Below are 25,101 nucleotides of genomic sequence, written 5' to 3' on the forward strand. Positions count from 1 at the left end.
AGGCTTACACCTGCATATTCATGATGTCGTGATAAGCCGACACCAGCTTGTTGCGCACCTGTACGGTGGACTGGAAGCTGATGTTGGCTTTCTGCATCGCGATCATCGTATCGGACAGGCTGACGGAATCGTCGCCCGCGGCGAAGCGCTTGCCCATGTCGTCGGCCTGGTTCTGGGTGTCGCTGACGTTTTGCAGCGCCCCCTTCAATGCATCGGAGAAGCTGACCTTCGACGATGACTCGGCCGCATCCGTGCCCGAGGTCTTGCCGAGGCCGCCGATGCCGAGGCCGCCGCCCAGCGCGTCCGCGGCGGACGGCGCCGCGGCCGGCTTCTGCGCCGCCGCCTTCAGCTGCGCCATCATCGCTTCGATCCGGCTGCTGTCGATGCCGCCGATGTTCATGTCCGTTCTCCTGCGCATGTCGATTCAGGCTGTCAGAATATCAGCGCGGCGACAACTATTGCCCTCGAGCAGCGCCGTAAACATGGCCTTATTCCGGGGTTTGAGTGTTGCCTCACGGCTCCATAATGGCGTTCATAAACCCAATCCCTCACCCCACCATGGCAACGACAGCGGAAGAACTTCTCGACAGCGATATCGCCCCACCGGCCGAACAACAGCCCAAGTTCTGGCAGACGACGATCGGCAAACGCGTCGTCATCGGTGGCGTCATCGCCGGCGTGCTGGCCGTCGTCGCCGCGCTGTGGCTGTGGACGTCGGCGCCGGACTACCGCGTGCTGTTCTCCAACTACACCGACAAGGACGGCGGCGCGATCACCGCGGCGCTCGACCAGATGGGGGTCAAGTACAAGTTCTCGGACAGCGGCAGCGCGATCCTCGTGCCGGCCGACCGCATCCACGACCTGCGCCTGAAGCTGGCGGCGCAAGGCCTGCCGCGCGCCGGAAACGTCGGCTTCGAGCTGCTCGAGAACCAGAAGCTGGGCACGTCGCAATTCGTCGAACAGGTCAACTACCAGCGCTCGCTGGAAGGCGAACTGGCCAATTCGATCCAGTCGCTGGCCGCCGTCAGCACGGCGCGCGTGCACCTGGCGCTGCCGAAACCGTCCGTGTTCGTGCGCGACCAGCAGAAGCCGACGGCATCCGTGCTGCTGAACCTGCAGCCGGGCCGCTCGCTCGATCCGGCCCAGGTCAGCGCCATCGTGCACCTGGTCGCATCGTCGATCCCGGAACTGACGCCCGCGAACGTGACCGTCGTCGACCAGAACGGCACCCTGCTGTCGGACAGCGCCGGCAAGAACGGCAAGCAGCTCGATCCGAACCAGTTGAAATACGTCGAAGCGCTGCAGCAGAACATCGTCAAGCAGGTCGAGTCGATCATCGCCCCGCTCGTCGGCCCGACCAATGTGCGCGCCGAGGCGACGGCCGACGTCGACTTTTCCCAGACCGACACCGCGGCCGAGCTGTACAAGCCGAACTCGCCGCCGGAACCGCAGGCGATCCGCAGCCAGCAGACGTCCGAGCAGACCGGGCCGGGCAGCACCAACCCGTCCGGCATCCCGGGCGCGCTGTCGAACCAGCCGCCGGGCGTGGCCACGGCCCCGATCGACGGCAACGCGCCGGCCCAGGCGCAAACGACGACGACCGGTCCGAGCCGCAAGGATTCGACGACGAATTACGAAGTCGACAAGACCTTGCGCTACGAACAGAAGCCGATGGGCGGCATCAAGCGCCTGACCGTGGGCGTGGTGGTGAACTACCGCCGCACCATCGACCCGAAGACGGGCAAGGTCGTCGTCAAGCCGCTGTCCGCCGCCGAAGTCGCGCAGATCAACGAACTGGTCAAGCAGGCCATGGGCTACAGCCAGGCGCGCGGCGACACGCTGAACGTGACCAACGCCCCGTTCGAGGGCGTCGACAAGCCGGACGAGCAGGCGCCGGAATGGTACAAGGACCCGGCCAACCTGCCGCTGGCGAAGGACATCGCGCGTTACGCCTTCATCGCCATGGTGCTGGCCTTCCTGTGGTTCCGCTTCGTGCGGCCGCTGCTCAAGCCGGCGATCAAGAAGTTCGACGAAGCCGTGGCGATCCCGCCCGAGCCGGAACCGGAAGAGCCGGAACCGGAACCGGAACCGGATCCGGACGAGGAAGCCCGCATCATGCGTGAAGCGGAAGAACACCAGAAGGTCCAGGTCTACAAGACCAACCTGGAAATGGCAAAAGACCTGGCGCAGCACGATCCGCGCATCGTGGCCAACGTGATCAAGGAATGGCTGGGAACTGAATAATGAGCGACAAGGACAAGGAAAGCACGACCAAGGCGGCCATCCTGATGCTGGCCCTGGGCGAATCGGAAGCGGCCGAGGTGATGAAGTACCTCGGCCCGCGCGAAGTGCTCAAGCTGGGTGCCGCGATGGCGCAGATGAAGGCCGTCCAGCACGAGGAAGTCCTGTCGGTACTGGGCGAATTCCGCGAACGCGTCGACCTGCAGTCGACCGTCGGCCTCGACTCCGACGAATACATCCGCCAGGTCTTGACCAAGGCGCTGGGCGACGACAAGGCGGCCGTGCTGCTGAACCGCATCCTCGGCGGCAAGGACGCGTCCGGCATCGAAAGCCTGAAGTGGATGGACTCGCCGTCCGTCGCCGAACTGATCCGCAACGAACACCCGCAGATCATCGCCACGATCCTCGTCCACCTCGAGCGCGACCAGGCCTGCGAGGTGCTGGCGCACTTCACGGACCGCCTGCGCAACGACGTCGTGCTGCGTATCGCCACCTTGGACGGCGTGCAGCCGGCCGCCCTGCGCGAACTGAACGACGTGCTGACCAAGCTCCTGTCCGGCAACGAGAACATCAAGAAGTCGTCGCTGGGCGGCGTGCGCACGGCGGCCGAGATCCTGAACTTCATGAGCGGCGAGCAGGAAAGCTCGGTCATGGAAAACATCAAGAACTACGACAACGACATGGCGCAGAAGATCATGGACGAGATGTTCGTGTTCGACAACATCATCGACATCGACGACCGCGGCATCCAGTTGCTGTTGCGCGAAGTGCAGTCGGAAATGCTGATCATCGCGCTGAAAGGCGCGTCGCAGGATTTGCGCGATAAAATCTTCAAGAACATGTCGCAGCGTGCGGCGGAAATGATGCGCGAAGACCTGGAATCGAAAGGTCCCGTGCGCCTGTCGGAAGTGGAAACCCAGCAGAAGCAGATCCTGCAAATCGTCCGGCGCCTCGCCGACGAAGGCCAGATCGTGCTGGGCGGCAAAGGTGAGGACTCGTTCGTCTGATGGCAATCCCGAAAGAATTCCAGTCGGCATATCAACGCTGGGAAATGACGTCGTTCGGCGACGAGCGGCCCAGCACCCTGGCGCAGCGCGCCGCCGAAGCGGAGAAGGTCGCCGCGGCGGCCGCTGCCGCGCGCGCGTACGAACCGCCGCCGCAACCGGCCGTGCCGATGCCGACCGTGGAAGAGATCGAGGCGATCCGCGCCGCCGCGCGTGACGAAGGCTATGCCGAGGGCCTCGACGCGGGCCAGGCCGAAGGCCATGCGGCCGGCTACGAAGAAGGCCTGGCGCTGGGCCGTGCCGAGGCGGCCGAGGAACTCGAACACCTGCGCCAGCTGGCGACGACGTTCGGCGACGCCGTCACGCAGGCCGACGACGCCATCTCGAACGACGTGCTGGAACTCGCGCTGCACCTGGCGCGCGGCATGGTGCGCACGGCGTTCGACGTGAAGCCGGACCTGATTCTCCCGGTCGTGCGCGAAGCCATCGACTACCTGCCGAACCTGCAGCAACCGGCCCTCCTGATGCTGCATCCGGAAGACGCGCTGAGCGTCAAGAGCGGCATCGGCCAGGACCTGGACAAGAGCGGCTGGCGCATCGTCGAGGATGACGGCATCGCGCGCGGCGGCTGCCGCGTGGACACGGCCAGCAACCAGATCGACGCCCAGATCGGATCGCGCTGGCAGCGCCTGACGCACGCGCTCGGCAAGAACCTGGACTGGCTGGAGTAATGGCCACGAACGCGCACACGGGCCGCTGGAAGTCCTACCTGAAGGATTGCGGCAGCGTGCTCGATTTCGTCGAGCCGATGCAGGTCTCGGGCCGCGTCACGCGCGTGGCCGGCCTCGTGATGGAGTGCGTCGGCCTGAAGCTGGCGGTGGGCAGCGCGTGCGTGATCCCGGTCGCGTCGGGTGCGCGCATCGAGGCGGAAGTCGTCGGCTTCGAAGGCGACCGCCTGTTCCTGATGCCGCAGTCGGACGTCGAAGGCGTCGTGCCCGGTTCGCGCGTGTTCCCGGTCGAAGCCAGCGTGCCGAAGCCCGGCAGCGTGCCGCATCCGCGCCGCCGTCCGATGGACCGCGCGCGCCACCTGCCGGTCGGCTGGGGCCTGCTGGGCCGCGTCGTCGACGGCGCCGGCCGCCCGCTGGACGGCAAGGGTCCCGTCGTGACGGAAGACATGGGCCCGCTGAACGCGCGCCCCATCAACCCGCTCGACCGCGCGCCGATCTCGGAAACGCTGGACGTGGGCGTGCGCGCCATCAACTCGATGCTGACCGTGGGCCGCGGCCAGCGTCTCGGCCTGTTCGCCGGCACCGGCGTCGGCAAGTCCGTGCTGCTCGGGATGATCGCGCGCTACACGACGGCCGACGTGATCGTCGTGGGCCTGATCGGCGAACGGGGCCGCGAAGTCAAGGAGTTCATCGAACAGATCCTCGGCGAAGAAGGCCTGGCCCGCTCGGCCGTCGTGGCCGCGCCGGCCGATTCGCCGCCGCTGATGCGCCTGCAGGGCGCCGCCTACGCCACCGCCATCGCCGAGCACTTCCGCGACGAGGGCCGCAACGTCCTCCTGATCATGGATTCGCTCACGCGTTACGCGATGGCCCAGCGCGAGATCGCCCTCGCCATCGGCGAACCGCCGGCGACCAAGGGCTATCCGCCGTCCGTGTTCGCAAAACTGCCGGTGCTGGTGGAGCGCGCCGGCAACGGCCAGGCCGGCGGCGGCTCGATCACGGCGTTCTACACCGTGCTGTCCGAGGGCGACGACCAGCAGGACCCGATCGCCGACGCGGCGCGCGGTATCCTGGACGGCCACATCGTGCTGAACCGCAAACTGGCCGAGGCGGGCCACTATCCGGCGATCGACATCGAGCAGTCGATCTCGCGTGCCATGCACGGCATCACGTCGCGCGAGCACCAGCAGGCCGCGCGCACCCTGAAGCAGCTGTACTCGCGCTACGAGCGCTCGCGCGACCTGATCAGCGTGGGCGCCTATGCGCCGGGCACGGACCCGGTGCTGGACAAGGCCATCGCCTTGCACGAACGGATCGAAGCCTTCCTGTGCCAGGAAATCCACGACAACGTCGGCATGCTGCAGAGCTTGGGGGAATTGACCTCGCTGTTCGGCTGATTGGCCGGGCGGCCCATCGGTATACTTGACGTACCATGGCCAATGCATCCGCACTCGACACCCTGATCGACCTCGCCCAGCGCGAGTCCGACGCCTGCGCAAAGCGCCTCGGCGCCGCGCTGAAGGCCGTCGAGGACGGGGAGCAGAAGCTGCAGATGCTGCACGGCTACCGCGACGACTACGCGAACAAGCTCGACGCGGCGCAGATGGCGGGCATCACACCGTTCGCGTACCAGAATTTCGTCGCCTTCCTCGGCAAGCTGGAACAGGCGATCGACGGCCAGCGCGAAGTGCTCAAGCACGCGCGCGTCAAGGCCGACATGGAAAAGAAGGGATGGCAGGAAAGCGAGCGCAAGCGCCTGTCCTATCGGACCCTGAACGAGCGCGCGGCTCTTGAAGCCCTTGCGCTGGAAAGCAAGCGCGACCAGAAGATGATGGACGACCACGCGGCCCGGACGGCCCGCCACAAGCGCTGACCGGCGCCACACCAACCGAAGCGACAAGCGACATGACCACGACCTCCATGACCCAACAGCTCAACTCGACCAACGGCGTCAACAGCGTCAACACCGTCAACACCGTCAACCAGCGCAACGGCAGCTCGGGCGGCAGCGACGGCAGCCAGTTCAGCGCCATGCTGTCCGGCGAGATGGAACGCAACAGCGCCGCGCTCGCGTTCATGCCGGCCCCGGCGCCCGCTCCGGCGCCTGCTCCGGCCCCGAAGCAGGACGCGGCCAAGCCGGCCGAGGCCGACAAGCCCGCGGAGCACGACCCCGCGCCGCAGGCAGCCGCCAAGCCGGCGGACAAGGCCGGCGCGAGCGATGCGAACGACGATGTCGCCGACAAGTCCGACGACAGCAAGGACGACAAGGATGACAACGGCGCCAAGGCCGGCGACCCGGCCAGCGCCATGCTCGCGCTGATGGCCAGCCTGCACAAGCCGGGCGTGGACACAGGCAAGACGACCACCGCCCAGGCCTTCGACGCGCTCACCGGCAAGGGCAAGCGCACGGACGCCGGCCAGCTGGCCGCGCTGCAGGCCGCGATGAAGTCGGTGGCGAAAGAGGCCGGCACGGACGCGGCCGGCGCCAAGACGTTCTCGGCCACGTCGATCAAGAACCCGGCCCTGGCCGCCGCCGGCGCCGACCTCGGCACCGAAAAGGCCGCGACGGCCGCGGCCGACCTGCGCGGCGCGGCGGTCAGCGCCAAGCCGGATGCCAAGCCGCAGCTGGACGCCGCCGACTTCACCCTGCAGCAGGCGCGCGACGCCGCCCTGCTCGCGCAAAAGGAACAGGTCCCGACGGCCACCGCCGCCGCGGCCGCGCAGTTGCAGCCGGCCACGCTGGAAGCCGCCGAAGCCGCGGCCGCCGCCAGCGACCACCTGACGGCGCACGTGGGCACGGATGCGTGGAACGACCAGGTCGGCCAGAAAGTCGTCTACATGCTGGACGGCGAAGACCAGACCGCGTCACTCACGCTGAACCCGCCGGACCTGGGCCCGCTGCAGGTCGTGCTGTCCGTCTCCAACGGCCAGGCCGACGTGACGTTCTCGTCGAACCAGCTGGAAGTGCGCCAGGCGCTGGAAAACGCCCTCCCCCGCCTGCAGGAGATGATGGGCGAGAGCGGCATCGCGCTGGGCAATGCCACCGTCAACGCGGGCATGTCGGACGGTAACCAGGCGCAGCAGCAGGCGATGGCGTCGAGCGGCTTCGGACGCGGCAACGGCAACGGCAATGGCCGCCGCAACGGCGCCGGCGATACGGGCACGGTCGTGGGCGAAGCCACGGTCCGGCCGGCCACGCGTACGGCGATGCTCGGCGACCGCGGCGTGGTCGATACGTTCGCGTAAACGATTCCGGCAGCATCGGCGACAGGACCATGGGGTGGGCACTCGTGCCCACGCGGACGTTCGAATCATGCATACGTCACGCGTGGGCACGGGGTGCCCACCCAACAATCCGTCAAGAAACAACGAGATAGCCCAGGTTCCTCCTTCTTTTCGACCGTTGCCGCTGCTCAATTTTTCCCGATAATGACATAATGACGGCACGATCCAACAGCGGGACCGAATACCCTTGAAAGCGAATCCAAAAATCAAAGCCGATCCGAAAGCGGATGCGGCCATACCGGCGGCCAGCGGCAAAGGCAAGCTGTTCATCATGATCGGCGCGGCCGTGCTCGTGCTGGCGCTTGGCGCCGGCGCCGGCTGGTACTTCCTGCACGGCAGCAGCAGCGAAGCGGCAACCGGGACGGCCAAGAAAGACCATGCGGACAGCAAGAAAAAGAAGGATGAAGCTCCGCCGGAATACGTCGCCATCGAGCCCTTCACGGTGAATCTGCAGCCGGAGCACGGCGACCAGTACCTGCAGGTGGCGTTCACCCTGCAGGTCAACAGCCCGGAGCAGGTCGAGCTCATCAAGGCCAACATGGCCAAGGTGCGCAGCCGCGTGCTGCTGCTGTTGTCGGGCAAGAAGGCGTCCGAGATCAGCACGGTGGAAGGCAAGCAGCAGTTGGCCGGCGAGATCCTCGCGGCGGTCAACGCACCGTTCGTCGAACATGGCGACGAACAGGAAGTGTCCGACGTTTTGTTCACTTCCTTTATCATCCAGTAAAGCAGAAGTCATTACGGTAAAGCCGCATCATGGCCGATAATTTTCTCTCACAGGAAGAAGTCGATGCCCTCCTAAAAGGGGTCAACGGCGATCAGGACGACGTCGCGGCGCCTGAAGACACCTCGGGAGTCCGCACGTACAACCTGGCAACGCAGGAGCGGATCGTCCGCGGCCGCATGCCGACGCTCGAGATCATCAACGAGCGTTTCGCCAGGTATCTGCGGGTCGGCCTGTTCAACTTCCTGCGCCGGTCCGCCGAGGTGTCGGTGGGGTCCGTGCGCGTGTCGAAGTACAGCGAGTTCATCCGCAACCTCGTCGTGCCGACGAACCTGAACCTGATCCACATGAAGCCGCTGCGCGGCACGGCGCTGATGGTGTTCGATCCGGGCCTCGTGTTCCTGCTCGTGGACAACCTCTTCGGCGGCGACGGCCGCTTCCACACGCGCGTGGAAGGCCGCGACTTCACGCAGACCGAGCAGCGCATCATCATGCGCATCCTCGACATCGTGTTCGAGGCATACGCCAAGTCGTGGGAACCGGTGTATCCGATCGAATTCGAATACATCCGCTCGGAGATGAACACGCAGTTCGCGAACATCGCCACCCCGAACGAAGTCGTGGTATCGTCCACTTTCACCATCGAGCTCGGTTCGGTGTCGGGCCAGATCCACTTCTGCATGCCCTATTCGATGATCGAACCGATCCGCGACGCGCTGACGTCGAGCATCCAGGGCGAAGCGCTGGAAGTCGACAAGCGCTGGATCCGCCTGCTGACGCAGCAGATCCAGGTGGCGGAAGTGGAACTGGTGGCCGTGCTGGGCCACGGCAAGGCGAATTTCGACGAAATCCTGAACATGAAGGTCGGCGACGTGATCCCGATCTCGGTCCCGGAAACGATCCAGGCTACCGTGGACGGCGTGCCCGTCATGGACTGCAGCTATGGCGTGTACAACGGACAATATTCGCTGAAGGTCGAAAAACTGCTGGCGAACAGCGAAACCTTCAACAAGTAAACCACCTCATACGATACGCCGGCGGATCAACCGCGGCACCAGGCAACACAGGAGAGAAACATGTCCGACACCCAAGACGACCAAGACAGCCTCGACGACGATTGGGGCGCCGCGATCGCCGAGCAGGCCGCCGCGGAAGCGGCTGCGCTGGCCAACCAGCAGCAGGCGGCCTCGGCCGCCGTGTTCAAGGATTTCTCGAACAAGGGCCCGCGTCCGGAGACGCCGAACGACATCGACTTCATCCTCGACATCCCCGTCCAGCTGACGGTGGAACTGGGCCGCACCAAGATCGCCATCAAGAACCTGCTGCAACTGGCGCAGGGGTCGGTGGTCGAACTGGACGGCCTGGCGGGCGAACCGATGGACGTGCTCGTCAATGGCTGCCTGATCGCCCAGGGCGAGGTGGTGGTCGTGAACGACAAGTTCGGTATCCGCCTCACCGACATCATCACCCCCTCCGAGCGCATCCGCAAGCTCAACAAATGACGGCGCGCCTGCTGACCCTCCTGGCCCTCGCCCTCCCGCTGACCGCCTGCGCGGCCCAGCCGGGGCAGGTGTCCGGTTCGTCGGCGGTGGCGGCCACGGCGGCCGGACAGGAGACGCGCGCGGCGGACGACGCCAGCGCGGCCGCGGCACCCACCGCACACACCGCGTCCGCCGCACCGGCGCATCAGGCCGGCCGGCAAGGCGCCGCTTCCTCGGCGCCCGCCACGACGCATCCACGGGCCGTGGGCGGCACCGGCGCACCGTCGGCCGCCCCGCAGCCGCCCGCCGTCCAATCCAACACCGCCACGCCGCAGCCGTCCGCCGTCCAACCCGATACCGCGGCCGCACCCGCCAGCCCGGCCGCACCGGCCGTCGCCGCGCCCGACGTCGCCGCACCCCGCCCAGCCACGCCGGGCGTCGCTACGCCGGGCGTCGCCGTCCCCCCCGTCACGATGCCCTCCGGCTCGTCCACGGGCAGCCTGCTGCAGACGCTGTTCGCGCTGATCCTCGTGCTGGCCGTGCTGGGCGCCCTCGCCTGGTTCCTCAAGCGCTACGGCCCCAAGGTCGGCGGCGGCAACGCCAACCTGCGGGTCGTCGGGTCGCTGAACCTCGGCGGCCGCGAGCGCATCATGGTGGTCGAAGTCGGCAATGAATGGATCGTGGTGGGCGCATCGCCCGGCCGCATCAACGCGCTGGCGACGATGCCGCGCCAGGACGGGCAGAATGGCGACAGCGGCGCTGCGAACGCGGCCCTTGCTCCGCATGCCCCCGCGGCGCACAGCTTCGCCGACTGGCTCAAACAGACGATCGACAAACGCAAGTGACACACACTCAACGACTCCTGCTGGCGACGGGTCTGCTGGCCCTGCCGCTGGCGGCGGCGGTCGCCGCGCCCGCCATCCCCGCTTTCACGACGAGCCCGGCCCCGGGCGGCGGCACCGCGTATTCCCTGCCGGTGCAGACGCTGCTCCTGATGACGGCGCTGACCTTCATCCCGGCCGCCCTCCTGATGATGACGAGTTTTACGCGCATCATCATCGTCCTCTCCCTGCTGCGCCAGGCGCTCGGCACGCAGACGGCGCCGCCGAACCAGGTGATGGTCGGCCTCGCGCTGTTCATGACCCTGTTCGTGATGGGCCCGACGTTCGACCGCATCTACACGGAAGCGTACGTGCCGCTGCAGGAAAACCGCATCCAGATGGGCGAGGCGATGGACAAGGCCGCGGCGCCGATCAAGGGCTTCATGCTCAAGCAGACGCGCCAGTCCGACCTCGCCCTGTTCGTCAAGATCTCGCGCACGCCCGCGCTGCAGGGCCCGGAAGACGTGCCGCTGCGCGTGCTGATCCCCGCCTTCATCACGAGCGAACTCAAGACCGCGTTCCAGATCGGCTTCGCCATCTTCATCCCGTTCCTCATCATCGACATGGTCGTCGCGTCCGTGCTGATGTCGATGGGTATGATGATGATGTCGCCGGCCGTGATCTCGCTGCCGTTCAAGCTGATGCTGTTCGTGCTCGTCGACGGCTGGCAGTTGCTGCTGGGCTCCTTGTCCCAGAGTTTTTACTAGGAGGAGAAGACATGACCCCGGAAAGCGTCATCGCGATGGGCCGCACGGCCATGGAAGTCACGCTGATGGTGTCGGCGCCGCTGCTGCTCGTCGCGCTCGTCATCGGCCTCGTCGTCAGCATCTTCCAGGCCGCCACGCAGATCAACGAGCAGACCCTGTCCTTCATCCCCAAGCTGATCGGCGTGTTCGTCGCGCTCGTGCTGGCCGGGCCGTGGATGATCACGGTCATGACCGACTACATGCGCAACCTGTTCAGCGGGATTCCGCAGATGATCGGGTGATGGCGCCAGTGCGCGTCCCGCATCCCCGATGATTTCGTTCACCACGACCCAACTCTATGCGTGGATCGGCGGCCTCCTGTGGCCGCTGACGCGCATCCTCGGGCTGGTCGCGGTGGCGCCCGTGTTCGGCAACACGGCCGTGCCGATCATCATCAAGACGACGCTCGGCGTGCTGCTGGCGGCGATCATCGCGCCCACCCTGCCGGCCGTGCCGGCCGTCGATCCGGGGTCGTGGGCGGGCCTCTTGATCGTCGCGCAGGAACTCCTGATCGGCCTGGCGATGGGCTTTGCCATGCGCCTCGTGTTCGCCGCCGTCGAATTCGCCGGCGAGGTCGCCAGCTCGTCGATGGGCTTTTCGTTCGCGACCTTTTTCGATCCCAGCTCGGCCGGGCGCTCGTCGGCCATCAGCCAGTTCCTCGCGCTCGTCGCGACGATGGCCTTCCTTGCCATGAACGCCCACCTCGCGCTGATCGAGGCGCTGGCGGAAAGCTTTTTCACGCTGCCGATCTCGGCCACCCCGATGTCGCTGTCCGCGCCGCTGGAAATGGTGCGCTGGGGCAGCCGCGTGTTCTCGGCCGGCCTGCAGATCGCGATGCCGATCATCGCCGCCATGCTCATCACCAACATCGCGCTGGCGATCCTGACGCGCGCGGCGCCGCAACTGAACCTGTTCGGCATCGGCTTCCCGATCACCCTGGGCGCCGGGTTCCTCGTCATCAGCCTGACCTTGCCCTACCTCGGCACGCCGTTGCAGAACCTGTTCAACCAGGGGATCGAGGCGGGCCGCAAGATTCCGCGCGTCGGCGCGCAGCGGCCGGGCTCACAGCAGATACCGACACCACCGCGGTAATGCGTGCGCCTGGCGGGCACGGGGTGCCCACCCTACGGCATCCGGGACGTTCGTAGGGTGGGCTCCCCGAGCCCACGCGGCGGCAGGCGGCGCGCAAACGTCCGCGTGGGCGGAGGCCGCCCACCCGACGACCGCGCGGATCAGGAGATGTAGTTGAACAGCGACAGCCCCGACATCGTCTTGAACGACACCTGGGCCGCCTGCAACGTCTGCTGCTGCTGGGTGTACAGCGAAATCGCCTTGACCATGTCCAGGTCCTGCAACCCGCTCAGCGAGGTCTGGTACTGGATGTCGAGGTCGCTGCCCGTGCTGTCCAGCGAATCCACTTCCTTCATGCGCGAACCCACCGACGCCTGCACGGTCAGCACGTTGTCCAGCGCGTTCTTCATGTTCAGGCTGGCCGTGTTCAGGTTGTTGGTCAGCGCGGCCTTGCCCGCGTCGCCGCTGGCGGGGGAACGCAGGGTCTGGATCAGGTTCGTGATCGTCGTGAACACCGACTGCTTCTGGCTCGGCTGGACGCCGAACGAGTCGCCGTCGGCCGGGGCGCCCTTGATGTCGAACGAGATGCCGTCGAAGGCGATCGCGGCACCCGCCGTGTACGGCTGGTCGCTCTGCAGGGCGGTGCCCGTCGTGTTGTCGGTCACCGTGTACGTCGTCGCGGCCGGCGAGCCCGTGACCGTGAAGGCGATCGAATAGTCGTGGCCCGTCAGCTGGCCGGTGTCCGTCACGGCGCCGGGGGCGATGATGCCCGAGCCGGTGTTGCCGGTCGTGGCCTGGGTGACGAACGTGCCGTTGCCGGTGAGATTGGCTTCGAAGACGGCGCTGCCGCTTTCGCTGATGGCCATCTTGCGCGCCGATCCCACCTGCAGGGTGCGCTGGCCCTGGTCGCCCTGGTAGGTGGCGCCGGTCGGGGTTTGCGTGAACGGCTGCGTGGTGGTCTTGTAGCCGGAAAACAGATAGGTGCCGGTGCCGTCCGTCGTGTTCGCCGAGCCGAGCAGGTCGGCCATGCGTCCTTCCAGCTCGGTGGCCAGCGCGGCGCGGTCGCTGTCCGAATAACCGGCGTTGCCGGCGGTGATGATCAGGGACTGGATGTCCGTGATCTGGCCCGTGACGTCCTGCAGCGTCTTGTCGACCATCGACAGCGACGAACTGGCGTTCGTGCGGTTGGTGCCGAACTGCGTGTTCATCGATTGCGACTGGGTCAGTTCCAGCGCCTTGGCCGAACCGATCGGATCGTCGGCGGCCGTCAGCATGCGCTTGTTCGTCGACAGCTGCATCTGCGTCTTTGCCATCTGGCTCTGCAGGGTGTTGATCTGCGTGGTCCCGGCCTGGAAGATCGCATTGGTGCTGATACGTAGGGTCATGGCGTGGCTCCGCTTCAGCTGCCGATTTGCAGCAAGGCATTGAAAATCGTGTCGGCGATCTGCATCACCTTGCCCGATGCCTGGTAGGCCTGCTGGTATTTGAGGAGGTTGGCCGCCTCCTCGTCCAGGTTGACGCCCGAGACGTTGTTGGCGGCCGATTGCGCCTGCGTCAGCTGGGCCGCCGCGGCTTCGGCGTTGGCCTGCACTTCGCGCGTCTTGTTGCCGATGGTGCTGACCAGCGTGGCATAGGCCGACTGGAACGTCGCCTTGCCGCCGTCCATGACGTTGGTCGACTGCAGGTCGCCCATCAGGCTGGCGTTGCGGGTGTCGCCCAGGCCCGTGTTGGGCGCGATCGTGAAGGTGTCGCCGTCGGCCGGGGCGCCGTTCAGCGTGAAGCTCATCCCCGCCACCGTGTAGCTGGCGCCGTCCTGGAACGGCGGGTTGGTGCCGGCCGGGTACGTCGTCGTCGCGCCGTTCACCGTCACGTCGACGTCGGCCGGAAAGCCGGTCAGCGTGCCCGATGCCTTGTCGAAGGCGATCGAGACGGACGCGCCCAGCGGCGCGGCCAGGTAGTTCTTGTCGACCGACCCCGCGCTGATCTTGCCCGAGCCGCTGTTGGTCAGCGGGACGCTCGTCGCGATCGGCGCGGCGGCCGCGATCTGCGCGCCGTCCGTCAGCGCCAGCTTGAAGTTGGCGGCGGCGTTCAGGGTCGGGCGCACGAGGAAGTTGTCGCCGGTATCGGCCGCGCCCGAGACGTCGAACGCGAGGCCGTCGATGACCTGCGGCTGGCTCTGCGGGAACGGCGAGATCACCGTCTTCTTGTTGTCCGACAGGCGGTACACGTTGAAGTTGGTGCCGTCGAAGTCGACCTTGTAGTCGCTCGTCGTGAGCTGCGTGGCGTCGACGACCGTGGCCGCGATGGCCGTGGTGCTCGTCTGGTTGTTGTTGACGTTCTTCGTCACCTCGGCCGGCGCGACGGTGAAGATGTCGCCGCCCGGGTTGCCGTTGCCGTCCAGGCCGAGATGGTTCTGGTCGTTGATCGTCGTGGCCAGCGCGATCGCGACGCGGCCCATCGAGTTCTGCGCCAGGTCCAGCGACTGGGTGCGGAACTGCAGCGCGGCGCCCAGTTCGCCGCCCGTGAGCGCGCTCTCGGCCATCGGCGTGATCTTGCCCTGGGTGATGTAGCCCACCGTGGTACGGGTCTGGTCGGTCGGCGAATTCGTCGCCGCCAGCTGGAAGGAGTTCGTGCCGACGACGAGCGGCTGGCCGTTGCCGATCGAGACGGTCAGGCTGTTGTTATCGCCCGGCACGACAGTCGCCTTGATCTGCTTGTTCAGGTCCATGATCAGCTGGTCGCGCTTGTCCAGCAGGTCGTTCGGCGGATTCAGGCCGGCGGCATCCGTCAGCTTGCCGATCTGGTCGTTCAGCTGGGCGATCTGCTTGGCGTAGGTGTTGATCGACGTGACGCTGGCCGTGATCTGGGTATTGACGCCCTTGCGGATCTCGTCCATGCGGCCGGTCATGCTCTGGAACCGGGCGGCCAGCGTGTCGGCCGACGACAGGAACGAACCGCGCGACGACACGCCGGCGCCGTCGCCGGTCAGGTTCTGCACGGACGAAAAGAAATCCTGCAGCGCCGGCGACAGGCCGGACGTGGTGTCGGCCAGCAGGTTGTCGATCTGCTGGACCTGGGCCTGGTAGGCGTCCAGTCCGCTGCTCGACGCCTGGGCCGTGCGCACCTGCGCGTTCAGGAAGTCGTCCGAATAGCGCTTGACCTGGGCGACCTGCGTGCCCGTGCCGATATAGCCGTTGGCGCCCCCCATCGAGATCGACGTCGACTGCACCACCACCTCGCGGCTGTAGCCCGCGACGTTGGCGTTGGTGATGTTGTTGCCGGCCGTTGCAAGGGCCGCCTGGGCCGCGTACAAACCGGTTTTGCCGATGCTGAGGAGGGACATGATGGTTTTCTTTCTGCTATGTCATTGACGGCAAGTTCCGCCAAAACTTTATTCTTGTTGTCCTGTCAATACTCCATCACGCCAGCGAATGCTTGATGATGCGCGACAGCTTGGCGGCGTACTGCGGGTCGGTCGCATAGCCGGCGCGCTGCAGGCCGTGCGCGAACGCGGACGCGTCGCCGCCGTGCGCCAGCACTTTTTCGTAGCGCGGGTTATTGCTCAGCAACTTCGCGTAGTCCTTGAACGCGTCGGCGTAGGAATCGTAGGCGCGGAACTTCTCGACCCGGCTGTGCGCCTTGCCGTGGATATATTCCGTCGTGACGGCCGTCGCGACCTTGCCCTTCCAGCCCGGGCCGGCCTTGATGCCGAACAGGTTGTTGCTCGACGTGCCGTCGCCGTTGCGGATCACACGCTTGCCCCAGCCAGTCTCGAGCGCGGCCTGGCCCAGCATGAACTTGGCGGGCACGCCCGTCGTCTGTTCCGCTTCCTCGGCGGCATCGGCCAGCTTTTCCTGGAACGCGCGCACGTGCGCCGGCTTGTTCGCGTTGTCCGTGCCGCGCGCGCTGCCGGTGACGCCGGAAGCGCTCGTGGCGGCCGCGCCGTCGGTCGGCATCGTGTCGAGGTCGCCGTGCATGCGCAGTGCCGCGCTGCCCGTCTGCTGCTCGCCGCCGATGCCCAGCGCCTGCTTGTTCATGTCCTGCATCAGCTGCTGGCCCTTCTGCTGCACGGTCAGCTGGCGCACGAGCACGTCGGCCAGGCCGATGCCGCGCTTGGCCAGCTTCTGGCTCATCTGCTGGTCCAGCATGCCCGTGAACGTCTTCGACTCCTGGCTGTCCATCATGCCGTCCTGCGGCGTGGCGTCGCGCATGCTCTTCATCATCATGCCGATGAACATGGATTCGAACTGCGTGGCCGCGCCCTTGAGCGCCTCCGGCGAACCGGCCTTCGCCGACTGCTTGAGGTCGCCGAGGCTGTTGGTGTCGAGCGCGAACTTGCCGGACAGGTCAGAAGTGGAACCGAGCATGGTGGCCTCGCTGGTTATCGGTTAGATGATCTCGAGCTCGGCGCGCAGCGAACCGGCCGCCTTGAGCGCCTGCAGGATCGCGAGCAGGTCCTGCGGCGTCGCGCCGATCGCGTTCATGGCCTTGACGACTTCGGCCAGCGACACGCCGCCGTTCAGCATGATGACCTTGCCGGTATCCTTCTTGACGGACACCTGCGGATTCTTCGTGACGACGGTGCTGCCGAGCGAACCCGCGGGCGGCTGGCTGACCTGCATGTCGGCACCGATGCTGACGGACAGGTTGCCGTGCGCGATCGCGCAGGGCTCGAGCGTGACGGCGCGGTTCATGACGACGGAACCCGTGCGCGCGTTGAGGATGATTTTCGCGGCGGCCTCGGCCGGTTTGACGTCCAGGCTTTCCAGGATGCCGAGGAAGCTGACGCGCTGGTCGCTCGACGACGGCACGCGCACGCGGATCACGCGGCCGTCCAGCGCCGTGGCGATGCCCGGGCCGAACTTGTCGTTGACGGCTTCCACGACGCGGCTGGCGGTGGCGAAATCCGTCGTGTTGAGTTCCAGCTTGACCTGGTTGTCGGCGCCGAGGTTCGACGCGACGGCGCGTTCGACCGTGCCGCCCGACGAGATGCGGCCGACGGACAATTGATTCACCTGCACCTGCGCACCGCCGCCCGACGCACCCGCGCCGCCGACGAGCACATTACCCTGGGCCATCGCATACACCTGGCCGTCCGCGCCCTGCAGCGGCGTCATCAGCAAGGTGCCGCCGCGCAGGCTCTTCGCATTGCCCATCGACGAGACGGTCACGTCGATCGTCTGGCCCGGTTGCGCGAACGCCGGCAGCGAGCTCGTGACCATCACGGCCGCCACGTTCTTCAGCTGCAACTGGGTGCCGGCCGGCAGGCTGACGCCCTTCTGCTGCAGCATCGCCATGATCGACTGCACGGTGAACGGCGTCTGCGTGGTCTGGTCGCCCGTGCCGTCGAGACCGACGACGAGACCGTAGCCGGACAACTGGTTCTGGCGGACGCCGCCGATGCTGGCGAGGTCTTTCAGGCGCTCGGCGTGGGCGGTCGTGGCCATCAGGGGACCGAGCAGTGCTGCGCAGAGTGCGATGGTTTTCAGGTTCATGTTTAACCGGGCTCCGACCCCGAGTCCTTAAAATGGCAGCAATGACTGGAAGAAGCGCGACATCATCGAGGTCATCTCGGCGCGGTCGATCTGGCTGTTGGTGCGGTACTCGACGCGGGCGTCGGCGACCAGGGTCGACTGCACGATGTTGCCCGGCTGGATCGTGTCCGGATTCACCATGCCCGAGAAGCGGATGAACTCGACGCCCTTGTCCATGGCGATCTGTTTTTCGCCGACGACGATCAGGTTCCCGTTCTGCAGGACTTCCGACACCGTCACGCCGATCGTGCCCGTGAAGGCATTCGACGCGGTCTGCGTGTCGCCATCGGCGTACTTGGTGCCGCTGCTCGTGGCGAGGCTGGCGCCCAGGCGGCCCTGCAGCGGACCCGGCACGCCGAGGTTGACGCTGCCCGACTTGTTGCCCGTGCTGGCGCCGCTCTTGTTGGCGGCCGTCTTCTCGACGATGCTGATCGTGAGGATGTCGCCGATGTGGCGCGCGCGCCGGTCCTCGAACATGGGACGGAACGTGTTCGCGTTGTAGATCGCGCCTTCCGTCGGCGTGCCGGCGTCGGCCAGCATCGGCCGCACCGTGGTCGGCCCCTTGACGATCGACGTCGGCGTGGATGCGCAACCGGCCAGCGCCAGCAGAATCGTCATCCCCGCGCAGGCGGAAATCCTAGCGGCGAACGTCGTCCCCGCGCAGGCGGGGACCCAAGTTTTACTCACCATTTTCATAACTGGGAAATCTTCTGCAGCATCTGGTCGGACGTGGTGATGGCCTTGCTGTTGATCTCGTACGCGCGCTGCGTCTGGATCATGTTGACCATCTCTTCGACGACGTTCACGTTGGACGTCTCGACATAGCCCTGCATCAGCACGCCGGCGCCGTTCGTGCCCGGGGTGGTGGCCTGCGCGGTGCCGGACGCGCCCGTCTCGGCATACAGGTTCTCGCCGAGCGATTCCAGGCCGGCCGGGTTGACGAAGTTCGACACCTGGATCGAGCCGATCTGCGTGGGCGCGACGGTGCCCGGCGTCGTGACGGAGACGGTGCCGTCGCGGCCGACGGTCATCGACAGCGCGTTGCTGGGCACGGTGATGGGCGGCTGCAGCACATAGCCGCTGGAGGTGACGAGCTGGCCGTTGGAATCGGTCTGGAACGAACCGTCACGCGTGTAGGCCGTCGTACCGTCCGGCATCAGGACCTGGAAGAAGCCCGAGCCGTTGATCATCACGTCCTTCGAGTTGCCGGTCTGCTGGGGATTGCCCTGCGTGTGGATGCGCTCGGTGGCGACGGTGCGCACACCGGTACCGATCTGCAGGCCCGACGGCAGCTGGGTCTGCTGCGAGGATTGCGCGCCGGGCTGGCGCACGTTTTGATACAACAAGTCCTCGAACACCGCACGCGACTTCTTGAAGCCGTTCGTGCTGACGTTGGCGAGGTTGTTGGTGATGACGTCGAGGTTGGTCTGCTGGGCTTCGAGGCCGGTCTTGGCGATGTACAGCGAGCGGATCATGGTGTTCTCCTATGGCGACGGCAAACCCGTCGCCCACCATGAAATTATGTCCCAGGAGAAATCAAGTCAAAGCGAGGATCTGCGTCGCTTTCGCCGCGTTATTCTCCGCGTTCTTCAACAGGCTCATTTGGGTCTCGAGAGAACGTGCCAAAGAGATCATGTTCACCATCGAGTCGACGGCCGAGACGTTGCTGCCTTCCAGCGTGCCGCTCGTCACCGTCAAGGCCGGGTCGGCCTGGGCACTGGAACCGTCCTGCATCCGGAAGAAGCCGTCGTCGCCGCGCACGAGCTGTTTCTGGTCCGGATTGACGAGCTTGAGACGGCCGACGACGGTGGACGTGGCGGGCACGGTGTCCGTCGTCAGCGACGAGATGGAGCCGTCCTTGCCGACGGACACGGTCGTGTTCGGCGGAATCGCGATCGGACCGCCCTCGCCCATCACCGTCTGGCCGTTGGCCGTCTGCAGGATGCCGTTCGGGCTGATCTGCAGCGAGCCGTTGCGCGTATAGGCTTCGGTGCCGTCCTGCATCTGCACGGCGATCCAGCCCGGGCCCTTGATGGCCACGTCGAGATCGCGCCCCGTCACCTGCATCGGACCGGCCGTGAAGTCCGCGCCGATGGTGTTGTCGACAACGAACGCGCGCGTCGGCAAGCCTTCGCTCACGACGGGCACGGCGCGGAACGTATCCAGCTGCGCGCGGAAACCCGTCGTGCTCAGGTTGGCCAGGTTGTTCGACGTGGTGGCCTGCTGCTCCAGGATGTGCTTGGCGCCGGTGGCGGCCGTGTAGATCAGGCGGTCCATTTACTTTTTCCCGACAACGAATATCAAGATTCCGTCGTTCCCGCGTAGACGGGAACCCAATTTCTGCATGCGTGCGCGCGAACCTGGGCCCCTGCCTGCGCAGGGGCGACGTGCATGCTTTTGCTCTCCAACACGCGCCGTCGTTCCCGCGTAGGCGGGAACCCGAGTTTTGCGTGCATCAGCGCAGGTTCACCAGCGTCTGCAGCACCGAGTCCTGCGTCTTGATGGTCTGGGCGTTGGCCTGGTAGACGCGCTGGGCCGTGATCATGTTGACCAGCTCGGCCGTCAGGTCGACGTTCGAACTTTCCGTCGCGGACGCCTGCAGCACGCCGAAGCTGCCCGTGCCCGCCGTGCCCAGCAGCGGCGTGCCCGAGGCCGACGTTTCGACCCAGGAGTTGTTGCCGATCGGTTCCAGGCCGCCCGAGTTCGTGAAGTTGGCGAGCACGATCTGGCCCAGCGGCTTGGTCTCGCCGTTGCTGTACTGGCCCAGCAAGGTGCCGTCGGCCGCGGCCGAGAAGCGCTGCAGGTGGCCGGCCGTGTAGCCGTCCTGGGTGGTCAGTTTTTCGCTCGTGTCGGCGCCGTACTGCGTGCTGCCGTTGAAGCCGACCTTGATCGACAGCGTTTCCTTGGCGCCCGTGGCCGGGTAGACGGGAAACGACACGTTCAGCGGCAAGGTCTGCGGCGACATCAGCGCGGCCGACAATGCGCCGTTCGAGTCGAACTTGAGCGTGCCGACCGGGATCGACGGCACGGACACGGCGGCGGCGACGTCCTTGTCGACCTCGTCCGGGGTATAGCCGACCGTGCTGCCCGCATCGGTGGCGGCCGTCTGGATGGCGGTGACCGTGGCCGCGGTGGCGCCAGCCGTGCCGGCGGCGCTGCCGACGGCGGCCGAGACCGCGGCGGCGTAGTCGGACAGCGCCTGGGCGACGGCGGCCGGGTCCTGCGGCGACGCCTTCGTGGCGGCGGTCCAGGCATCGCGCGCGGCCATCGCCGTCGGATCGCTGGCGCCGGCCTTGGCCACGTTGACGTTGGTGATCTCGGTGCCGTCGGCGCCGGCGTACACGTCCCACGTGCCCGAGCCGGTCTTCACGTAGTACATCGACATCGTGTGCTCGTTGCCCAGGGTGTCGTAGACGCTGACCGGGACCTGCTTGTTGTACGTGGTCGCGTCGTTGGCGTTGAACGGGAAGTTGGTCGGGATGGTCTCGCGCGAGTCGAGGTTGATCGACGTGTCGACCTTGGTCGTGGCGACCGGCTTCATGTCGGCCGTGCTGATCTTCAGCGGGGTCGGCGTGCTGGCCAGGATCTGGCCGTTCGCGGCGACGCCGTAGCCCGTCACGTTGGCGCCCTGCGGCGTCACGACGTAGCCGTTCTTGTCGAGCGAAAACTGGCCGTTGCGGGTGTACTGGACGGCGCCGCCGATCTCGGTACGGAAGAAGCCGCCGCCGTTGATGGCGATGTCGAGCGGGTTGGCGGTCGTCTCGATATTACCCTGGGTGAACTGCTGGGCGATGCCCGCCACGCTCACGCCGATACCCGCCTGGGTGGCGCCGGCGCCGTTCAGCGAGCGCGCATACACGTCGGCGAATTCCGTGGTCGAACCCTTGAAGCCCACGGTGCTCGAGTTGGCGATGTTGTTGCCGATGACGTCCAGCGATTTCGCCGCGCTGTTCAAGCCGCTCAGGCCTTGTTGGAAGGACATGTTGTGCTCCTGTTATTCGTTCGATCGTTGTGTAAGCGGCGCTTACAGGACTTGCCTGATGTCGGCCAGCGTGAGCGCGCCCTTGCCGGACAGGTTCACCTTGACGCCATCGGTACTGTTGGTGGTGACGCTGGCGACGCTGTCGAGCGACAGGCCGCCGGCGTCGGTCAGGGCGGCGCCGCCGCGCATCGCCACGACCTTGAACGTGTAATTGCCGTCGGCCAGCGTGATCGGCTTGCCGCTGCTGTCCAGCTTGGTCGCATCGGGCACGCCGTCCCACGCGAGCGGCGTGACGCCGGCCTTCTGCGCGCCCAGGTCCATCGTCTCGACCTCGTTGCCCTTCGCGTCGCTGATGACGACCTTGACGTCGTCGGCGTCGCTGGCCAGGTTCACGCCGAGAACGCCCTTGCTGCCCGCCAGGGTGACGTTGTTGCCGTCGACGAGCACGCCGCGGCCGATGAGGTTCGTCGCCTGCATGGATTCCGTGCTCTTGTAGCTGGACTGGAGCGACTCCAGGGTCGTGTTCAGCTTGTTCACGCCGGTCACGGTCTGCAGCTGCGCGAGCTGGCTCGTCATCTGGGCGTTGTCCATCGGGTTCAGCGGGTCCTGGTTCTGCAGCTGGGTCACCAGCAGGGTCATGAACTTGTCGGTGTCGGCGGAAACGCCGTCCGTGCTGGTCGGCTTTTTCGCGTTCATCGTCGACATCAGGTCGGTGATGGGCGTGCTGGTGGTGTCGGTTACGGTCGCCATGGGAGCGTGTCAGTGTGAGTAGAGGGTGATAGTCCGGATTACTGGCCGAGGGTCAGTGTCTTGAGCAGCATGGTCTTGGCCGCGTTCATGGTCTCGACGTTCGTCTGGTAGGAGCGCGAGGCCGACAGCATGTTGACCATTTCGTCGACCACGTTCACGTTGGGCATCGAGACATAGCCCTTGTCGTCGGCGAGGGGATTCTTGGGGTCGTACACCTGCTTCAGCGGGGATGCGTCCTCGACCACTTCGCGCACCTTGACGCCCGTGCCCTGGTCCATCGGGACGGCTTCGAACACGACCTGCTTGGCGCGGTAGGCCTCGCCCGTGGCGCTCGTCGCGCTGTCGGCGTTGGCGAGGTTGCTGGCCGTCGTGTTCAGGCGCTGGGCCTGGGCGCTCATGGCCGAGCCGGCCACGTTGAAGACATTAAATAAGGACATGATTACTGGCCTCCCTGGATGGCCGCGAGCATGTTGCGGATCTGCTGGTTGAGCATCGTGATGCCGGCTTCGTAGCGCAGCGCGTTGTCGGCGAACTGGGTGCGTTCCGTGTCCATGTCGACCGTGTTGCCGTCGACGGCACCCTGCGTCACGGTGCGGTACAGCACGGGCGTGGCGCCGTCCCCCAGCGTCTTGCCGTCGGCCGCTGCCCTGGCGTTCGGATAATGCGCGCCGGACGTCGTCGCCAGCGGCGCGTTGTTCGTCGCACGCGCCAGCGCACCCTGCAGGGCGCTGGAAAAATCGATGTCGCGCGCCTTGAAATTCGGCGTGTCCGCGTTGGCGATGTTCGACGCGAGCAATTCCTGGCGCTGCGAGCGCAGGCTGAGCGCGGTTTCATTGAAACGCAGGTAATCGTCGAGTTTGCCGATCATGGTGGCTCCGTTTTTTCCAGGTATCTGGTGGTGGACAGCATGGATCATACGGACCGGTGGACTCTTCCAATCGGGCAATAAAGAGACCCAAAACCCGGCTATTCGGCGGTTCGACGGCGGCGCGCCGGACCTAAGATGGCAGCGTCGCAAAAACCCGTACCGCTCAATCCATGAAACGCACGCTCCTTACCGCCCTGCTCGTCGGCGCCGCCTCACTGGCCTCCGCGCAGACGACGTCCGCCGGCCGCCAGAACATCAATGCCCTGCGCACCGTCGTCGAGCAATTCCTGCACACCCAGACGGCGGGCCTGCCCGGCACCGTGACGGTGAAGGTGGGCGCGATCGACGCCCGTACCGCCCTCGCCGCCTGCCCGGCGCCGGAAGCCTTCCTGCAGCCGGGCGCACGCGCCTGGGGCAAGACGACGGTGGGCGTGCGCTGCACGGCGCCGTCGAACTGGACGCTCTTCGTGCAGGCGCAGGTGAACGTGCAGGCGGATTATGTCGCCGCGGCGCTGCCGCTGGCGCAGGGCCAGCCGATCGAGCAAAGCCAGCTGGTGTTGGTGAAAGGCGACATCGCCTCCATGCCGAACGGCATCATCACGGACATGGCGCAGGCGCTCGGCCGCACGCCGACAGTGTCGCTCGCGGCCGGCACGCCGCTGCGCCTGGACACGCTGCGCAGCAGGCCCGTCGTGCAGCAGGGCCAGGCCGTACGTCTGGTTTCTAACGGCAATGGATTTTCAGTATCGGCCGAAGGCAAGGCCATCGGCAACGCCGGCGACGGCCAGATCGTGCAGGTGCGCACGCCGGGCGGCGCGGTCGTCAGCGGCACGGCGCGGGCCGGCGGCATGGTCGAGGTGGCGTTTTAAGGCAGCACGGGAGACACTGACATCACGGATCGTCGAGGGGACTTTGAAAAGTGTGGCATGCGCCCGCACTTTGTTTGATGTCCCCTAAAGTTTTCGGCAACAGCGCCGTTACTTAGGCAGATCCCGGGCTTTCGGCTCCGACCTGAGAAGGATGATGCTGTGAAAATCAACGATACACTCAAGAACAACGCGGGCGTGCAGGCCAACAACACGGCCACGACCGCGAAGAGCAGCGACGCGGCCGCCGCGAAGACGGTCTCGCCCGCAGCGACCGACACCGTACGCCTGTCCTCGCAAGGCCAGGCGCTCGCGGCCGGCGGCACCAATCAAGTGTTCGACAGCAAGAAGGTTGAACGCATCAAGGCGGCCATCGCGGATGGCCATTTTCAAGTGAATTCGGAGAAAGTGGCGGACGGCCTGTTGGATACAGTGCGCGATCTGCTGCATTCCCGCAAACAGTAGATAACCCATGGCCATTGCATCCCCTGGCGCAACCCTGCGCGACGAACAGCAAGTGATCGGTTCCATCGTGGAACTGATGAAGACGGAGCAACAGCTCCTGATCAGTGCGGATGCGGATGGCCTCTCGACCATCACCCCCAACAAGCTGCAACTGGCGCAGCGCGCCGCGACCCTGTCGCGCGTACGCCACAAGGCCCTCGCCGCCGCCGGCTTTCCCGCGGGCGAAGCCGGGATGGAGCCCTGGCTGGCCGTGGGCGGCAACGACGAGCAGCGCGCCGAGTGGAACCGCCTGCTGGACCTGACCCGCGCAGCGAAGGAACTCAACCGCGTCAACGGCATGCTCGTCAACCGCCAGCTGGGCCAGGCCCAGGCGGCGCTGAACGAATTGCGCGGCCCCGCCGGCAATGCGGCCGGCGTCTACGGGCCGGGCGGCCAGACCATGTCGACGGGGCCGTCGCGGCGGTTTGCGGTCGGCTGA

At 66.3% G+C, this 25,101-nt stretch carries 28 protein-coding genes; 16 read left to right on the forward strand and 12 right to left on the reverse strand.

The window, feature by feature from the left end; all coding sequences use genetic code 11:
* Positions 1-4: 4 nt before the first annotated feature.
* Positions 5-400, reverse strand: coding sequence for a flagellar hook-basal body complex protein FliE (gene fliE, locus ACEN9Q_RS19435; protein WP_495625705.1), 396 nt, complete (start codon positions 398-400; stop codon positions 5-7).
* Between the two features lie 158 nt (positions 401-558).
* On the opposite strand from fliE, the gene fliF reads away from it, so the two are divergent.
* The 13 genes from fliF (at position 559) to fliR (ending at position 12,179) form a co-directional block, all read left to right on the forward strand.
* The gene (gene fliF, locus ACEN9Q_RS19440) at positions 559-2,244 is read left to right on the forward strand and encodes a flagellar basal-body MS-ring/collar protein FliF (RefSeq protein ID WP_495625706.1); all 1,686 of its coding nucleotides are present in this window, start codon (positions 559-561) and stop codon (positions 2,242-2,244) included.
* Complete coding sequence (gene fliG, locus ACEN9Q_RS19445) at positions 2,244-3,248, forward strand: flagellar motor switch protein FliG (protein ID WP_056443523.1); 1,005 nt, start codon at positions 2,244-2,246, stop codon at positions 3,246-3,248. Before fliF ends, fliG begins: the two co-directional genes overlap by 1 nt.
* On the forward strand, positions 3,248-3,976 hold the full coding sequence (fliH, locus tag ACEN9Q_RS19450) for a flagellar assembly protein FliH (RefSeq protein WP_495625707.1): 729 nt from the start codon (positions 3,248-3,250) through the stop codon (positions 3,974-3,976). Before fliG ends, fliH begins: the two co-directional genes overlap by 1 nt.
* Entirely contained in the window at positions 3,976-5,370 is a 1,395-nt protein-coding gene (fliI, locus tag ACEN9Q_RS19455) for a flagellar protein export ATPase FliI (RefSeq protein WP_495625708.1), read from the forward strand. Before fliH ends, fliI begins: the two co-directional genes overlap by 1 nt.
* 35 nt (positions 5,371-5,405) lie before the next feature.
* Positions 5,406-5,846 carry a flagellar export protein FliJ gene (fliJ, locus tag ACEN9Q_RS19460; protein ID WP_056443533.1) on the forward strand — a complete coding sequence of 147 codons (441 nt, stop codon included), beginning with the start codon at positions 5,406-5,408 and terminating at the stop codon, positions 5,844-5,846.
* Between the two features lie 32 nt (positions 5,847-5,878).
* Positions 5,879-7,219, forward strand: a complete 1,341-nt coding sequence (locus ACEN9Q_RS19465; protein WP_495625709.1) for a flagellar hook-length control protein FliK — start codon at positions 5,879-5,881, stop codon at positions 7,217-7,219.
* Positions 7,220-7,445: 226 nt separating this feature from the next.
* Positions 7,446-7,982 (forward strand): flagellar basal body-associated protein FliL, encoded by a 537-nt coding sequence (fliL, locus tag ACEN9Q_RS19470; RefSeq protein ID WP_229412739.1) that lies wholly within the window; start codon positions 7,446-7,448, stop codon positions 7,980-7,982.
* Positions 7,983-8,011: 29 nt separating this feature from the next.
* The gene (fliM, locus tag ACEN9Q_RS19475; protein ID WP_056443538.1) at positions 8,012-8,995 is read left to right on the forward strand and encodes a flagellar motor switch protein FliM; all 984 of its coding nucleotides are present in this window, start codon (positions 8,012-8,014) and stop codon (positions 8,993-8,995) included.
* Positions 8,996-9,055: 60 nt separating this feature from the next.
* Positions 9,056-9,481 (forward strand): flagellar motor switch protein FliN, encoded by a 426-nt coding sequence (gene fliN / locus ACEN9Q_RS19480; protein ID WP_056443540.1) that lies wholly within the window; start codon positions 9,056-9,058, stop codon positions 9,479-9,481.
* Positions 9,478-10,305 (forward strand): flagellar biosynthetic protein FliO, encoded by an 828-nt coding sequence (gene fliO, locus ACEN9Q_RS19485; protein ID WP_495625710.1) that lies wholly within the window; start codon positions 9,478-9,480, stop codon positions 10,303-10,305. Before fliN ends, fliO begins: the two co-directional genes overlap by 4 nt.
* Positions 10,302-11,048 carry a flagellar type III secretion system pore protein FliP gene (gene fliP, locus ACEN9Q_RS19490; RefSeq protein WP_157201938.1) on the forward strand — a complete coding sequence of 249 codons (747 nt, stop codon included), beginning with the start codon at positions 10,302-10,304 and terminating at the stop codon, positions 11,046-11,048. Before fliO ends, fliP begins: the two co-directional genes overlap by 4 nt.
* Before the next feature lie 11 nt (positions 11,049-11,059).
* Positions 11,060-11,329 (forward strand): flagellar biosynthesis protein FliQ, encoded by a 270-nt coding sequence (gene fliQ / locus ACEN9Q_RS19495; protein WP_056443545.1) that lies wholly within the window; start codon positions 11,060-11,062, stop codon positions 11,327-11,329.
* 28 nt (positions 11,330-11,357) lie between these two features.
* Positions 11,358-12,179 carry a flagellar biosynthetic protein FliR gene (fliR, locus tag ACEN9Q_RS19500; protein ID WP_056443548.1) on the forward strand — a complete coding sequence of 274 codons (822 nt, stop codon included), beginning with the start codon at positions 11,358-11,360 and terminating at the stop codon, positions 12,177-12,179.
* 140 nt (positions 12,180-12,319) lie between these two features.
* On the opposite strand, the gene flgL is transcribed toward fliR, so the two are convergent.
* From flgL to flgB, 11 genes are all read right to left on the reverse strand, one after another.
* Positions 12,320-13,543: a flagellar hook-associated protein FlgL gene (gene flgL, locus ACEN9Q_RS19505; protein WP_056443551.1), complete on the reverse strand. Its 1,224-nt coding sequence runs from the start codon at positions 13,541-13,543 to the stop codon at positions 12,320-12,322.
* A gap of 14 nt (positions 13,544-13,557) precedes the next feature.
* Complete coding sequence (flgK, locus tag ACEN9Q_RS19510) at positions 13,558-15,501, reverse strand: flagellar hook-associated protein FlgK (protein WP_056443556.1); 1,944 nt, start codon at positions 15,499-15,501, stop codon at positions 13,558-13,560.
* A gap of 76 nt (positions 15,502-15,577) precedes the next feature.
* Positions 15,578-16,525, reverse strand: coding sequence for a flagellar assembly peptidoglycan hydrolase FlgJ (flgJ, locus tag ACEN9Q_RS19515; protein ID WP_495625711.1), 948 nt, complete (start codon positions 16,523-16,525; stop codon positions 15,578-15,580).
* 21 nt (positions 16,526-16,546) lie between these two features.
* Positions 16,547-17,653, reverse strand: a complete 1,107-nt coding sequence (locus tag ACEN9Q_RS19520; protein WP_495625712.1) for a flagellar basal body P-ring protein FlgI — start codon at positions 17,651-17,653, stop codon at positions 16,547-16,549.
* Positions 17,654-17,680: 27 nt separating this feature from the next.
* A complete protein-coding gene (locus ACEN9Q_RS19525) occupies positions 17,681-18,310 on the reverse strand; it encodes a flagellar basal body L-ring protein FlgH (RefSeq protein WP_056443565.1) in 630 nt (209 codons plus the stop codon).
* Positions 18,311-18,384: 74 nt separating this feature from the next.
* Positions 18,385-19,167: a flagellar basal-body rod protein FlgG gene (gene flgG / locus ACEN9Q_RS19530; RefSeq protein ID WP_056443568.1), complete on the reverse strand. Its 783-nt coding sequence runs from the start codon at positions 19,165-19,167 to the stop codon at positions 18,385-18,387.
* A gap of 61 nt (positions 19,168-19,228) precedes the next feature.
* Positions 19,229-19,969, reverse strand: coding sequence for a flagellar basal-body rod protein FlgF (flgF, locus tag ACEN9Q_RS19535; protein ID WP_056443571.1), 741 nt, complete (start codon positions 19,967-19,969; stop codon positions 19,229-19,231).
* Positions 19,970-20,147: 178 nt separating this feature from the next.
* Positions 20,148-21,674 (reverse strand): flagellar hook protein FlgE, encoded by a 1,527-nt coding sequence (locus tag ACEN9Q_RS19540; RefSeq protein WP_495625713.1) that lies wholly within the window; start codon positions 21,672-21,674, stop codon positions 20,148-20,150.
* Positions 21,675-21,716: 42 nt separating this feature from the next.
* Positions 21,717-22,424 carry a flagellar hook assembly protein FlgD gene (locus tag ACEN9Q_RS19545; RefSeq protein WP_056443575.1) on the reverse strand — a complete coding sequence of 236 codons (708 nt, stop codon included), beginning with the start codon at positions 22,422-22,424 and terminating at the stop codon, positions 21,717-21,719.
* Positions 22,425-22,462: 38 nt separating this feature from the next.
* Complete coding sequence (flgC, locus tag ACEN9Q_RS19550; RefSeq protein WP_056443580.1) at positions 22,463-22,861, reverse strand: flagellar basal body rod protein FlgC; 399 nt, start codon at positions 22,859-22,861, stop codon at positions 22,463-22,465.
* A gap of 2 nt (positions 22,862-22,863) precedes the next feature.
* Positions 22,864-23,292 (reverse strand): flagellar basal body rod protein FlgB, encoded by a 429-nt coding sequence (gene flgB / locus ACEN9Q_RS19555; protein ID WP_056443583.1) that lies wholly within the window; start codon positions 23,290-23,292, stop codon positions 22,864-22,866.
* Between the two features lie 170 nt (positions 23,293-23,462).
* On the opposite strand from flgB, the gene flgA reads away from it, so the two are divergent.
* From flgA to ACEN9Q_RS19570, 3 genes are all read left to right on the forward strand, one after another.
* Entirely contained in the window at positions 23,463-24,161 is a 699-nt protein-coding gene (gene flgA / locus ACEN9Q_RS19560; RefSeq protein ID WP_495625714.1) for a flagellar basal body P-ring formation chaperone FlgA, read from the forward strand.
* A gap of 159 nt (positions 24,162-24,320) precedes the next feature.
* Complete coding sequence (gene flgM / locus ACEN9Q_RS19565; RefSeq protein ID WP_056443589.1) at positions 24,321-24,623, forward strand: flagellar biosynthesis anti-sigma factor FlgM; 303 nt, start codon at positions 24,321-24,323, stop codon at positions 24,621-24,623.
* Between the two features lie 7 nt (positions 24,624-24,630).
* The gene (locus ACEN9Q_RS19570) at positions 24,631-25,101 is read left to right on the forward strand and encodes a flagella synthesis protein FlgN (RefSeq protein ID WP_056443592.1); all 471 of its coding nucleotides are present in this window, start codon (positions 24,631-24,633) and stop codon (positions 25,099-25,101) included.

This window comes from Massilia sp. Masssp93, assembly GCF_059491295.1.

Coding starts and splice junctions, on each gene's coding strand:
- fliE (WP_495625705.1), bottom strand. CDS start 400: ATGAACATCGGCGGCATCGACAGCAGCCGGATCGAAGCGATGATGGCG.
- fliF (WP_495625706.1), top strand. CDS start 559: ATGGCAACGACAGCGGAAGAACTTCTCGACAGCGATATCGCCCCACCG.
- fliG (WP_056443523.1), top strand. CDS start 2,244: ATGAGCGACAAGGACAAGGAAAGCACGACCAAGGCGGCCATCCTGATG.
- fliH (WP_495625707.1), top strand. CDS start 3,248: ATGGCAATCCCGAAAGAATTCCAGTCGGCATATCAACGCTGGGAAATG.
- fliI (WP_495625708.1), top strand. CDS start 3,976: ATGGCCACGAACGCGCACACGGGCCGCTGGAAGTCCTACCTGAAGGAT.
- fliJ (WP_056443533.1), top strand. CDS start 5,406: ATGGCCAATGCATCCGCACTCGACACCCTGATCGACCTCGCCCAGCGC.
- ACEN9Q_RS19465 (WP_495625709.1), top strand. CDS start 5,879: ATGACCACGACCTCCATGACCCAACAGCTCAACTCGACCAACGGCGTC.
- fliM (WP_056443538.1), top strand. CDS start 8,012: ATGGCCGATAATTTTCTCTCACAGGAAGAAGTCGATGCCCTCCTAAAA.
- fliN (WP_056443540.1), top strand. CDS start 9,056: ATGTCCGACACCCAAGACGACCAAGACAGCCTCGACGACGATTGGGGC.
- fliO (WP_495625710.1), top strand. CDS start 9,478: ATGACGGCGCGCCTGCTGACCCTCCTGGCCCTCGCCCTCCCGCTGACC.
- fliQ (WP_056443545.1), top strand. CDS start 11,060: ATGACCCCGGAAAGCGTCATCGCGATGGGCCGCACGGCCATGGAAGTC.
- fliR (WP_056443548.1), top strand. CDS start 11,358: ATGATTTCGTTCACCACGACCCAACTCTATGCGTGGATCGGCGGCCTC.
- flgL (WP_056443551.1), bottom strand. CDS start 13,543: ATGACCCTACGTATCAGCACCAATGCGATCTTCCAGGCCGGGACCACG.
- flgK (WP_056443556.1), bottom strand. CDS start 15,501: ATGTCCCTCCTCAGCATCGGCAAAACCGGTTTGTACGCGGCCCAGGCG.
- flgJ (WP_495625711.1), bottom strand. CDS start 16,525: ATGCTCGGTTCCACTTCTGACCTGTCCGGCAAGTTCGCGCTCGACACC.
- ACEN9Q_RS19520 (WP_495625712.1), bottom strand. CDS start 17,653: ATGAACCTGAAAACCATCGCACTCTGCGCAGCACTGCTCGGTCCCCTG.
- ACEN9Q_RS19525 (WP_056443565.1), bottom strand. CDS start 18,310: ATGACGATTCTGCTGGCGCTGGCCGGTTGCGCATCCACGCCGACGTCG.
- flgG (WP_056443568.1), bottom strand. CDS start 19,167: ATGATCCGCTCGCTGTACATCGCCAAGACCGGCCTCGAAGCCCAGCAG.
- flgF (WP_056443571.1), bottom strand. CDS start 19,969: ATGGACCGCCTGATCTACACGGCCGCCACCGGCGCCAAGCACATCCTG.
- ACEN9Q_RS19540 (WP_495625713.1), bottom strand. CDS start 21,674: ATGTCCTTCCAACAAGGCCTGAGCGGCTTGAACAGCGCGGCGAAATCG.
- ACEN9Q_RS19545 (WP_056443575.1), bottom strand. CDS start 22,424: ATGGCGACCGTAACCGACACCACCAGCACGCCCATCACCGACCTGATG.
- flgC (WP_056443580.1), bottom strand. CDS start 22,861: ATGTCCTTATTTAATGTCTTCAACGTGGCCGGCTCGGCCATGAGCGCC.
- flgB (WP_056443583.1), bottom strand. CDS start 23,292: ATGATCGGCAAACTCGACGATTACCTGCGTTTCAATGAAACCGCGCTC.
- flgA (WP_495625714.1), top strand. CDS start 23,463: ATGAAACGCACGCTCCTTACCGCCCTGCTCGTCGGCGCCGCCTCACTG.
- ACEN9Q_RS19570 (WP_056443592.1), top strand. CDS start 24,631: ATGGCCATTGCATCCCCTGGCGCAACCCTGCGCGACGAACAGCAAGTG.